The organism is Prosthecobacter gellanilyticus, assembly GCF_007992435.1.
GTDB lineage: Bacteria > Verrucomicrobiota > Verrucomicrobiia > Verrucomicrobiales > Verrucomicrobiaceae > Prosthecobacter > Prosthecobacter gellanilyticus.
Genome location: NZ_BKAG01000054.1, coordinates 36,259 through 48,342, shown reverse-complemented (window position 1 = coordinate 48,342; position 12,084 = coordinate 36,259). Strand labels below are relative to the sequence as shown.

Annotated in this window: 6 protein-coding genes; all 6 read right to left on the bottom strand. The window is 59.5% G+C overall.

Annotated features, from left to right (window positions below):
- Positions 1-477 precede the first annotated feature (477 nt).
- Positions 478-675, bottom strand: a complete 198-nt coding sequence (locus BGE01nite_RS29945) for a helix-turn-helix transcriptional regulator (RefSeq protein WP_170267028.1) — start codon at positions 673-675, stop codon at positions 478-480.
- 94 nt (positions 676-769) lie between these two features.
- Positions 770-1,567: a hypothetical protein gene (locus BGE01nite_RS24525; protein WP_146854719.1), complete on the bottom strand. Its 798-nt coding sequence runs from the start codon at positions 1,565-1,567 to the stop codon at positions 770-772.
- The gene (locus BGE01nite_RS24520; RefSeq protein WP_146854717.1) at positions 1,564-2,964 is read right to left on the bottom strand and encodes a tyrosine-type recombinase/integrase; all 1,401 of its coding nucleotides are present in this window, start codon (positions 2,962-2,964) and stop codon (positions 1,564-1,566) included. Before BGE01nite_RS24520 ends, BGE01nite_RS24525 begins: the two co-directional genes overlap by 4 nt.
- Positions 2,965-3,172: 208 nt before the next feature.
- A complete protein-coding gene (locus BGE01nite_RS24515; protein ID WP_146854714.1) occupies positions 3,173-4,315 on the bottom strand; it encodes a hypothetical protein in 1,143 nt (380 codons plus the stop codon).
- Positions 4,316-4,467: 152 nt separating this feature from the next.
- Entirely contained in the window at positions 4,468-10,326 is a 5,859-nt protein-coding gene (locus tag BGE01nite_RS24510) for an MBG domain-containing protein (protein ID WP_146854713.1), read from the bottom strand.
- 102 nt (positions 10,327-10,428) lie between these two features.
- The gene (locus BGE01nite_RS24505) at positions 10,429-12,057 is read right to left on the bottom strand and encodes an SUMF1/EgtB/PvdO family nonheme iron enzyme (protein ID WP_146854711.1); all 1,629 of its coding nucleotides are present in this window, start codon (positions 12,055-12,057) and stop codon (positions 10,429-10,431) included.
- Positions 12,058-12,084 lie beyond the last annotated feature (27 nt).

The window sequence follows — 12,084 nt, the reverse complement described above, 5'->3', positions numbered from 1 at the left end:
AGTGGGCATGCCCACCCTCAGAACCTGGATCTCGATCAAACTCAGTTACGACAATCAGGGGAGGCACTTTAGCCCGCTTATGCCAGTTGGTTAGATTTCCTTTTAACTGGGAAAGGATGGGAAAGAACTGTTCCGAAGTATTAATCCTGGACTCGGGAGCTGAAGTGAGGGACGCAAAACCGAACCACTTTGTGGAGTGAGCCATCGCCCAGAGGGCATCAAGCTCAGCGTTTGAATACGCCCTAGCGCCACGCTCCCCTTTCCCTGGCGTGGGAGGGACGCGCCGCTTCCCCAGGGATTTGGCGGAGCGCTTAGCGCAAGCCCGATGAACAATGTAGTCCACCATACGTTCTTGGAAGTTTGAGATGCAGACGTGTGCACTCACTCAGGGGTCACTCAGGACCCCGCGCCCCATGATTTGGAGCAGCAAGCGTTACAGCACATTGACGTGCATAAAGGCAGCCAATGACCGCCGAACTATGCGCGGGCCTCCGCCTCCAATTTCAAAACGTCCGACATCGAAAAGCGGACACCTCGGGAGCTGAATCTATACACTGGTAGTTTTCCAGAGCGGCGATGCCTCCAAACGAACATGGCGGAGACTTTCCAGCGATCACACAACTCGTTAGTCGTGAGAAATGCGGCTGGTTCAGATTTGTTAGTCGTTGTGTTCATAGCGTCTGTCATGTGACGCTAGGATAGATAGCGAGATAATATGGCTAACAACAACTATGCACATCGGACACCCCGAAAGCACGCGCACAATAAGTTAGCGCTTTTGTGCGCGTTCCGCCCTCTCTGCGCGTCGTCGCTTCTCGATAGTGGCGTTTTTTGTGGCACGGGTATGAGGCTTGTCATGAGCCAACCCATCTAGCCCAGCGGCCTTCCATACCTCATTCCATTTTCGCTTACTCAGGAGCTTTCTATCCTTCTTATCAGCATACAACTGCTGGACTTCCCCTTTGGTTGGCAACTCGCCATTTTGCTCCAGCAGCATACGGACGGTCTCGATGACCCAGCACTCAGGGGGCACAAAAACAACTTCGCCCGCGAATTGAGCTTCCACCATGCTCGTCTTTCCATCAGTGCTGTCCTTTACATACGGCTCATGCAGTCCATCGAGCGCCGTCTCAAACCTCCGCATAAGCACCTTCTTCAATTTGGACTTCGCGGACTGAGCTTGCGTCAAGTTAACATACTCACCGAGTTCGACGCCCAAGCCCCCTTGAAAGAGTTGCGCCACCAGAACGAAGGGACGCACTTTGTCATACACCTCGTTTGTCACAGCAAAGACATCAGATGTGTGTCCCAACATGCGCCCGACCTTTAATGCGGCAAAAGGGTTTCCTATGGGGCGCAGGTCCTGAATTTCGCGAGGCAGCTTTGCGCAGCGCCGGATAGCAAAACCAAGATAGTCCTCGTGGGCATCTATCCATTTAGCGAACCGCACAAAGCGCACATCCATGCTCTGGCTCAAGACCGCCTTTTTTGTCCCGTCAGGATATTCATGAAGCTCGAAGAGATCATCGAATCTTGTGGTTCTTATTCCGGGGACTTCCCTTTTCATGCGGACGCCTCCTTCTGAAGGGCATTTGCGTTTGTGAAGTTAGCTTCGATCACATTTTTCAATGGTGCCGCCAGAAAAGACCCAAGCCCCGCCGTCACCGGCTTTTTGACATCCGCATAGAGCTTCGCGGTGATCGAGATATTGGAGTGCCTGAGATACCGGCTAGCGTTAAAGATACCCTCTCGGGTGGCGATGATGCTACCGATCTCTTTGCGGAGGGTATGAATTGGACGAATACCGCTAACGCCCTTCTTTTTGAGCCACACGATCAGCGCCATGAAGTGCATGTTACACCGGTAAACCTTATGCCGTTTACCCCGCCGCGTCGGCTCCTCCAGGACGAACTCGCCCGAGGCACGCGTCTTGTAACCCCGAAACAGGGCCACGAGTTCCTTGTCCAATCCCAGTTGGCCCGCCGAGTCTTTGGATTTGAGCGCCTTGTGCTCGGTGTCAGCGATTTCTAGGACACTGGCGTTGAAATCAAACTGCCGCCACAGCAGCGCGTCCGCCTCACTCCGGCGAAGGCCACACACTAGGGTCAGCAGGAGAGCCTTGTACACCTCAGGCTGGTCTTGAGCTAGCTCGTCCTGCGCGGCGGCGAGGATCTCTCCCGCATCAATTTTGGAGAGGTATCGTAGAGAGGGCTCCTTCTCCCGCGCCACGCCATCGAACCAGAGAGGGACAGGGAGAACCAGCTCACCTTCGATAAAGGGTCGCAGCTTTTTGGAGAGGAGTGCCTTGGAGTTCCGCATCAGGGCGTTGAAGCTGACGACAGCCGAATTGCGGGCCTGGGGCGTCTTGGCAGCCTTTAAATAGCGGTTCTTCCACTCCAGGATCAGGCTGGGTGTCAGCTTCTCCAGGGGAGTATTATCCACGGCAGCCTTCCAGTTGCCATTCTTGGCGGCCTGCCGTTTGAACTTGTCCTCGATTCCAAGAGCGCCAGCCGTGATGCGGCGTAGGGCCTGGGAATAGGCTTCGAGGCTCGTGGGACGGGCAGACGACAAACGGGAGGCGACGGAGATGAGAGCCCCGACCGTGGCGGACTGCTTACGTTTCACCGTTTTGGGTTTGAAGCGCTCCACTGTCGCATCCCAGCCCACCCCCACGAGGGAAAGGTAGATGTCACGGGCCTTTTCAGCGGCTGTGTCCTTGTTCGCCGTCTCCAGGGGGAACCGGTGGCGTTTGCCCCTGTAGGCTATCTGAACCCCGAAGAGCGTGCTGTCCTGGGGCTTCTTCACCTTGGGAAGCCAGTAGGCCGCTGCTGTCTTGGGATACTGCTTCTTGGTCCTGTGCACTTCCTGTGCACTTTTGGGGTTATCCTGTGCACTTTTACGTGCGGTCTTGTTATGAACTTTGGTGGAGTTTGAAGCGGTTTCTCCTGGGTAATTGGTAATCATGACCTAACATGATATAACATGAGCGAAAAAGCAAAAGAAAGACTCAAAATCTTGTGTCCTTTGGACGTGTCGGTTCGAGTCCGACCACCGGTACTCCCCTTGAATAACAAGGGGTTCTGATGCCCCAAAAGCTCATGCTTTCACAAGTGAGACGGAGCATGGTTTATGCCGCGGGGACGGATGCAGAGCACGCCCCTATGACAGAGCCTCATTTGTCATCCAGGCCCTGCCTGCGCATCGCGTCCACGATTTCCAGGAGCTTCTTCGCAAGGGGAGCGGTCAGGTACCAGTGGACACTTTCGCCATACTCGTCCGTGGCGAGCTGGGTGTAACCGGGGCAGTGGCCGGGACGCCACCACCGCGGCAAGCCAAGATCGGGTTGCTTGTAGAGAGCAGTCTTGATGAGCTTCACTCCCCTGCCCGCCTCACGCACTTGATAGGGCACGCAGTTCCGGGTGCTGCCATTGTAGCGGTCCTCGATGAAGTTGTAGTAAGGCTCGCGCACTCCTTCAGGACCAGGCGATTCCCAGTTCACGTACTTGGGGCTGGGATTGACCAGCTGCAGGCCCACAACACGCTCGTCGAGGTCGGTGATGAAGCTGATGTATTTAAACTGGTTGCAGCGGTCCTGGATGGCCTGGCCTCCTTCGACGGCCCACATGTGCACATGCAGTGAATGCTGCGGAAAGGCCAGGTTCATCACATCAAACTCGCGCTGACGCCGGGCTCCACGCGGCAGCATGGCGATGGCCTCCTTCACCGGCATGAGCCACTTCACACCCGCCCAGACGGTATCCGGCAAAACCTCCGGAGCGTCACGTTTGCCGCCGAGCACCTCGAGGCTGTAAAACTCGATGCTGTTGAGCAGCACCTTGCGCGTGTGCACGTTCAGCGGCAGCCAGTCCGCGCTGAGGCTCATCTGCGTGGGATGGGGCGGCGGACGCACAGCGGCTGCGGCAGCGGGTCTGGCCTGACTGGGGGAGGTGACAGTCCGCTGGCCGAGGCGCTGGCCCTTGACGGCTCCTTCCGCATTGCCGTTTTGGGCGAAGGTCATCAGGTCCTGGGCAAAGGTGAGCTCGAGGCTTTTTTCGTTAGGCTGAAGCACCTTCACACTGGTGCTGTTTGTCTGCTGCCAGCGGCTCGGTTGAGAAGAGCCCTTCATGAGCAGAGTGCCGTCCGGCTCAAAGATGACCTGGGTGTCTGTGATGCCTGCCTTCCATGACCAGATGTGACCGGTGAGATCCTGGATGAAGCGGCTGGCGTTCTGCGCCCGGGCTGCGGCGGAGAAACCCATTAGCAGGCAGGTGATGAGGCTCAGGAAACAGGGATGGGAGAAGACGGGAGAGGACATAAGGATGCTCGGGGCATCAGGTTCTTCGGATCTACTGGTATGGAGTTGCGGCCGAGGCGGAAAAAACTTCACTCCTCCAGAAAAAAGCCACGTCAGCATGCAGCAGCTTCAATGCACGGAAGTACGGAGATGACGGATTGCTGATGCTGCATCTAGGGCCTCTGAAAATTGATCTCCCCCGTGCTTTTCTCCGTGCCGGTCATGGGTGGCAGAAGGTAGTGGCCGTCTCCGATGAGTGCATCCTGGCTGTCCGCAGGCTGGCGGAGGACGCCGCTGAAGGTCGCCGGACGCTTGAGGGCTCCATCGGTGAGCTCAAAGCTGCCGGTGAAGGTGCCGTTGGTGGCATTGAAGCTGGTTGTCTTCCATTTGGTTAGGTTGATGGAAGGCGACAGCACGCTGACGGCGTTTGTGGAACTGATGGCCAGGCGGACGGGCAGCTCTGCATCGGAAGCACTGCCGCTGGCGCTGTGCGTGACGGTGAAGTCAGGCACACTGAGGCCGAGACGCTGCGGCAATGTGACGGCAGGCGTGGTCTTGGTGGCAGGGACGGGCTTCTGCCAGGGGTCGAGTAAGAGCACGGTATTCACGGGGCCGAAACCGCCGCGGTAGCCAGCATCCGTGGAAAGGCCGGATTTCTTCCAGATCATGCCAGCAGCGACCACATGGCGGCGATTGAGCAGCCACGGGTGTGAGATCAATTCAAAGCTGCCCGCCAGGAAGCACTGCGGACGCGGCGTGAACTTGGGCGTGCCGGGAAGCGCCGGGCGGCCGCCCGACGGTTTTGTCTGGCTGGTGATGTCGAGATACGGCTGCAGGAAGATGCGATAGCCAGGATCCAGCATCTCATCGGGTGAGACGCTGCTGATGAATGCGGTGCCATCCCCCAGTCTGCCTGTGAGTGTCAGCACGCCTTTGCTACTGATGGCAGCGGTGGCCCAGCCCGCGCCGGCAGGCACATGGGCCTCGGGTGGGCTGGCAGGTTCCAGAACAACGGTGTGAACTCCTGCGTGCAGCACGCTGCTAGTGCTGAGCTTCTGGCCATCCATGGCGCTGCCAAGGGCTGTGCCATCACGTGTGGCACTGGTGGTGACCCTGCCCTTCAGAGGCAGAGTGAACTGGATCGCATAAGGAACGCCGGACTTCATCATGGTAGCGCTGCCGGCGGCCTGCTCCAGCGCGGGGTTGGTGACAAGGCTGCCCGCGAAGGAGACGGCCGAACTCTCCGCAGCGGTGGTGAGGCTGGCGGAAAAGGCTGTGTTGGAAGCTGCCACGGTGATGGCGAGCTTGCCGACAGGCATGCGGGCTCCGTCCACCATCAGCGCATCATAACTGCCAGCAAAGCTGTCCACAACAAGCGTGCCCTGCTGGTAGACAAAGGTGTAGTTCCGAGCCTCGGCACCGCTGGCCGTGATGGCGTATTCTCCGCCCGGGCTGGCCGGCCCCGCAGTGGTCCTCAAAACCGGCATCCTGGTCACCACAGCTTCCGTGTCCGTGCCACGAAAACCTGTGATCTTGTAGGTTAGGCCTGGATTGGCTTGGCCAGCGAACTTGCGCTGGTCGTCCGGAGTAACGTAGAGCGGGGCTTTGGCGATGACTAGGGAAGCGGTCACAGTTCTCCCTCCTGACGATGCCTCCACCTTGTAGCTGCCAGCGGCCACGGGAGCGGCGGGCCCCTTGATGCCGCCTGCTTCGTAAGTGATGCTGGTGACGGCCGGCCCCAAGCCAACTACGGAGACAGGTTTGGGACTGCCATCGTAGACGTGTGTCAGATCAGCCAGTGTGGTGTTTCCAGGAGTTCCGTGAACGATGATCGTCCTCACCACGGCCAGTGCCGGAGCATAGCGACCATCACCAGCCTGCGAGGCCGCGACCTTCACAGTTCCCCTATAGTAGGGCAAGAGGTAGCGGCCGCGCAGCAAAGCCTGCGTGTAGCTGTAGTTCCCGGACGCCTGGTCCGGGACCAGGTCGAACGTGACTGGCAGCCCAGAACTACTGGACGCATTCAGGATCAGCACACCCTGGCCCACGTGAAGCGCTGCAGGCGGTGAGAAGGTAATGGTTTGGCTCCGCAGCTTGTCCACCCTTCCAAAGCCTGAGATGGCGAAGCTGAAGACCGGCAGGGCCGGATCATCACTGGGGATGCTCACCATGGCGGTTCGGACGCCAGGCAGAGTTGGGTCAAAGTTGATGTCAAAAAAAGCCGTACCTCCATGGGACAAAGAAGCGTCTGGCTGGGTGGTCACGGTGAAATCTCTAGCCGCAGCACCGGTAATCTGGACCGAAGGCATCCCTGTCAGGTTGAGAGGAGCAGCCCCTGCGCTGGCGATGGTGAAGCGGTGTGTCACCTGCTGACGAGTCAGCGACACTGTGCCAAAGTCCGTATGGTTAGCAGCTGACGGCGTCAGGTCTGCGTGAGTGATGCTCATGCCGTTGCCGGTGACTGAAATGCCAGTGGTGGTGGTGATCGTGAACCTTTGCGGCGGACTTGTGTCAAGCCCCCCATGAAGCGTGCCCCCATCATCCACAGCCGTCACCACTACTGTAGCCGTGCCGCAGGCGGTGGGCTGCGGAGTAAAGGTCAAGGTGCCGCTGCCATTGATCTCTGGCTGGCTGCTGAAGAGGGCAGGGTTGTCATTCGTGACCACGAAGCTGACGGTCTGCCCCGCATCACTGGGCGGACCTGCGGAGATGTTTGTCACCAGGCTGGCGGCGGTGACCGCGCCGCGGTCTGCCTGAACCTTGATGGTGTGACACACCTCTCTGGACGTGCAGATTTCACTATCACTGATCGCCGCCAGCTTGGTGCCGTCTGCCGAGGAAGCAACGGCAGTCCAATTCCGGCGAGTCGACCATCTTTTCCAGGTCACCCCAGAATCTATTGAAGTATAAACAGAGTCTTTGGCCACGGCCACCAGCCTTGTCCCGTCAGCGGAGGAGGCGATGGCGTTCCCTGACGGGTTAAACAACGATCGGGCCCAGTTCACTCCGGAGTCGGCCGATGTGCAAAGCTGTGCCCCTAGTGCCGCCAGCTTCGTTCCATCAGCGGATGAAGCGGCCGAGAACCAAAGATTCTCACCCTGGCTTTGCCACGGGCTCCACGTGGCCCCGAAGTCATTCGAGACACAAACCCAGCCGTAAGGGGACAAGGAAGGGTTCGAGGTGCTTGTGACCGCCACCAGCTTTGTCCCATCGGACGACGATGCCATGGCCGTCCAGTTCCTCGGAGTATTTGGCTGCACGATCCAGTTCGCGCCAGAATCTGTGGAGGTGTAAATCCGTCCGGAAGCATTCGGGGCAGCATGGGCTTCTGCCGCCACCAGTTTCGTGCCATCTGCTGACGATGCGATGCAAGACCAGCTCCGGCCGCTCTCCCGTCCAATCCAGCTCTCTCCAGAGTCGGTCGAGGTGTAAATCCGGTCGTCATGGGCCACTGCAACCAGCTTTGTTCCGTCGGCCGAGGAGGTGATGGACCGCCATTTTCGACTCTGCTCTCGCGCCGTCCAGCTCTCTCCAGAGTCCGTCGACGTGTGGATCTGGCCGAGGTATGCCACCGCCGCCAGCTTCATTCCATCCGCTGATGATGCGATGGAGACCCACTCCCGCCTGCCCGCATTCGGCTGAACTTTCCAGACGGCGCCCGCGCTCACCATCCCTTCGGCGGGCAGGGTGAAGCTGGGTCTGCTGTTGATCATGGCATAGGTGTAGACCGTGCCTGGAGCCGTGACACCGCCCGGCGGAGTGGTGATCACCACTTGGGCCGTGCCCGCAGCATGAGCGGGTGTTTTGCAGGAGATCGTCATGTCATCCACGAGCGTGATCTCCGTGGCAGCAATGCCGTCGAAGGTCACTGAGGAAACCTTGCTGTAGCCCAACCCCGTAAAACCAGTCCCCCTGATCATGACCTGGGTGCCGCCACTCGTCCTCCCCAAGACTGGACTGATGCTGGTGATGACCGGCGGAGTGGCACCGAGTCCACTAAAAGCCAGGGCCCTGCCAGAATCAACCATACCCGGGTAGGGCAGTATTTCACGGTTGTCTTCCGCAGGTATCCCTGTCAGCGCAATGTCTCCCGAGGCGGCCACTTTGACGCCGAGATTGTCCCCATGCGTCAGATAACTGGCCTTCAGATATGCCTGCTGGCTCCAGATGGCGCCATACCGCACGAAGGCATACGCCGCGCCCACGTTACCGTTTTGGCCAAAGTATTCATCGGGCGTGCCATTCACCCCTGTCGCGCCGCCATCCTCTCCGGGTGCCCCGATCACAATCATGTCTCCCGAGATGGCCACCGACCTTCCAAAATAATCCCCTGCGGAAACCTGTCTGGCCTTCAAATACGCCTGCTGGCTCCACGAACTGCCGTTGCGCACAAACACATAAGCCGCACCGGCATCTCCGTCCCTGCCAAGAATCCAGTTAGGCGTACTGTTCACGCCAGTGCTGTTGCTGTCATCGTTAGGCACCCCGACCACCACGGTGTCTCCCGAGATCGCCACCGAATCTCCAAAGAAATCACCCGCTTCGACATGACTGGCCTTCAGATACGCCTGCTGGCCCCATTCGGTGCCGCTGCGCGTGAAGACATAGACCGCTCCTGCGCCCTCCTGGAGTTCGTCCACCGGGCCGTTCACCCCTGTCGCGCCACCATCCTCTCCGTAGGCCCCGACCACCACGGTGTCTCCCGAGACGGCCACAGAGTAGCCGAAGCAGTCATGCATCGAGACTTGGTGGGCTTTCAAATACGCCTGCTGGTTCCAAGTCGTCCCTGTGCGCGCAAACACATAGGCGGCACCCCCGTTTCCATCGAGGCCAAGCGCCTCATCAGGCGTGCCGTTCACTCCTGTCGAGCCGCCATCTTCCGCGTAGGCTCCAACCACTACCGTGTCTCCCGAAACGGCCACAGAGCAGCCAAAGCGATCTTCTGCCGTAACCTGGCTCGCCTTTAAATAGGCCTGCTGGGTCCATGTTGTGCCGTTGCGCACGAAGACATAAGCTGCGCCAGCACCAGGTGCCGACTGATCCGAGCCAGTGCCATTCACTCCGGTCGCGCTGCTGGCCTCGCCCAGGGCTCCGACCACGACCGTATTTCCTGAGATGGCCACGGACCAGCCGAAATTATCGCCTCCATGCAAGGTGCCAGCTTTCAAATACGCCTGCCTGCTCCAGGCCGAACCGCTGCGCACAAAGACATAAGCCGCCCCGGCGGAGGTTGCATTCTCGTTCACGGCGCCATTCACCCCCGCCGAACTACCGTCCTCCCAAGGCGCCCCGACCACCGCCGTGTTTCCCGAAACGGCGACTGAGCTTCCGAAACCGTCACCTTCCGACATCTGATGCGCATTGAAATACACAGATCCCACCATCGGATCAATGGTTAGGGGATACTGGGCGCCGGTGTCATCATAGCGCACGGCAAAACCTTCCGCGGTGGCCTCGAAATGAGTGGGGATGATCCTGCCTCTGGCGTCCCAGGCTTTGAGGCCTGAGTAGGTGATCTGACCGCCGAAGGTGATGCTCTGCGCAGAGACATCGGATTTGAGCCCGCCACGGACTCGCAGCCGGATCTCGGCGGGGGCGGTGAGCGTCCAGCCTTGTTCAAGACCGCGTGAGTCATTGACGAACCACTCCATGATGACGGGGCCGAGCCGCGCCTCCAGGCGGTTCGAGCCGCTCTTCCTCTCGAAGGACTCCTGGTTAGGCCTCGTCTGGCCTGACTCCAGCTCCAGCCCCCACTCCCACGTGCCCTCCTCAGGTCGTGCGGTGAAGCCGTGCTCATCAAAAGTCATCGTCCAGCCCAGACCTGGGTTCCGCGCCAGATAGCTGCCATCCTTCTGCTTGAGGAACTCATGCCGGCCCGCTTCATACGCTTCTCGAATGCCGGACCAGTCGGACTTGTCCAGCCCCGCCGGCATTTGCTCCGCTGCGGTGAGCGGTCGGGACTCCACCGACGGCAACGTGCCTGCCCGGGTGGAAAACACACAGGCGAAAAGGACGGCAAGGCAGCGTAACATGGAGGACGGGAGCGATGAAAAGAATGGGCCGGATGCTATTCAGCCACGGGGCTGCAGGCAAGGATAGTTCTGCATTGCAGGTGGCGGCCTGTTCGTCATCCGTCAGCCCTTCACCAGCACCACACGGAAGCCGATGGAGTTCCTGCGCGTCTCCGCAGGACCGGGAGAGCGGCTGGCACTGCGGCATTTGTCATAGGTGGTCATCCAGGAACCCCCACGCATCACACGGTTCATGCTGGCGACATTCGCTGTGCCCCAGGGATCATCACCCACGACCTGCTGCTTGTAGTAGGGATGCACGCACCACTCCCAGACATTCCCATGCATGTCATAGAGACCCCACGCGTTCGGCCGGTAGGTCGCCACGGCGGCCGTGCTGTTGCCCACGCCATCGCTGTGGGTCTTGTCCCCGTGCGTGAACTGCGTGTAGCTTTTGTCCGCATAGTTGCCGTGCATCCAGAGGTCTGCCCAGCTCGCGTCAAAGCTGAAGGCACTTTGTGTTCCCGCCCGGCAGGCATACTCCCACTGGGCCTCGGTAGGCAGGCTGACCCTCCACCCATCCTTGGGTTTGACCGCGGCATTCATGCGCAGGCAGAAGTTCATGGCATCATTGTAGCTCACGTTGTTCATGGGCTGGTTGGGGCCTTTGAACTCGCTCGGATTTGAGCCCATCACGGCCTGCCATTGCGCCTGGGTGCATTCCGTCTGCGCGATCCAGAACTCCTTGGTCAACCTCACAAAGCCCGCAGCTTCGTCATCGCCATGCCCGGCTTCGTCGTTGGGACTGCCGAGATAAAAGCTGCCAGAATCACAGTGCACGAACTTCATCTCCACCCCCGGAGCCAGTTGAAAAGCGCTGATCTTCACATCCACCGGAGCGATTCCGCCGCCGGCAGGCATGACGGGCGGCATGGCGCCTGGAGGCGGCAGGTCGGCAGCACCGGGCATGAAGTAGAAGAGGTCACTCAGCCCGGAGTTCATGAAAGGAGTCTGCTCCGCGCCAGCTGCACGCGTCACGGTTTTCACCTCGGACGTCACACGCGTGTGCATGTCACTGATGCTCAGTCCGGGCTGCGTCATAAACTTGCACAAGGCAGTAGTGTACGGACTGCCATTCATGGAAGCGGCGGCGGTCATTTCTGATGCGGTGGCAAAGCCAATGAAGGTGCCCTGCGCCTGCATGACGGCCAGACCAGGCCCCCCGGCCGACTTCGTCAGGTCATTGCGACAGCAGTCGAGGAAGATGATGTTCACCCGCGTGCCCTGGCCCTCCATGCGACCAATCACGCGCTTGGCCGCAATGGCCTCCTGCATCACATCCACGGGCTTGGTGATGCGCGCTCCTTTGGGGATGAGATAGTTCGCGCCATTGTATTCACCACCATGGCCGCTGAAGTAAAAAAGCCCCACGCCCTTGGTGGCGAGCAGGCGGTCACCGAAATCATCGATGGCCTTGTGTGCCTCGACCAGAGTCGGCTCCGTGACCACATGTACCTCAAACTGCGCCGCCTCCAACGTGGCCTTCATGCGGCCGAGGTCCTGCTTGATCCCCGGCAGGCTGCCGAAGATCGGGGAGCCCACCTCAGACACGCCCATGATCAAGGCCACGCGTGGCTCGCCAGCGGGTGTGGTGGCATCACGGGTGATGATGCGCACCGATTTTTCCGGCGTTTCCTGGGCCAGCAGGCCTAACGGCAAAAGCAGCATGGCGATAAGCGAATGCGATTTCATAAGTTCGGGAGAAGAGAGAGCGGCGCA

What these genes read in the sequence shown, in the direction of transcription:
- BGE01nite_RS24520 (WP_146854717.1), bottom strand. Translation starts at nt 2,964, where the DNA reads ATGATTACCAATTACCCAGGAGAAACCGCTTCAAACTCCACCAAAGTT.
- BGE01nite_RS24515 (WP_146854714.1), bottom strand. Translation starts at nt 4,315, where the DNA reads ATGTCCTCTCCCGTCTTCTCCCATCCCTGTTTCCTGAGCCTCATCACC.
- BGE01nite_RS24505 (WP_146854711.1), bottom strand. Translation starts at nt 12,057, where the DNA reads ATGAAATCGCATTCGCTTATCGCCATGCTGCTTTTGCCGTTAGGCCTG.
- BGE01nite_RS29945 (WP_170267028.1), bottom strand. Translation starts at nt 675, where the DNA reads ATGAACACAACGACTAACAAATCTGAACCAGCCGCATTTCTCACGACT.
- BGE01nite_RS24510 (WP_146854713.1), bottom strand. Translation starts at nt 10,326, where the DNA reads ATGTTACGCTGCCTTGCCGTCCTTTTCGCCTGTGTGTTTTCCACCCGG.
- BGE01nite_RS24525 (WP_146854719.1), bottom strand. Translation starts at nt 1,567, where the DNA reads ATGAAAAGGGAAGTCCCCGGAATAAGAACCACAAGATTCGATGATCTC.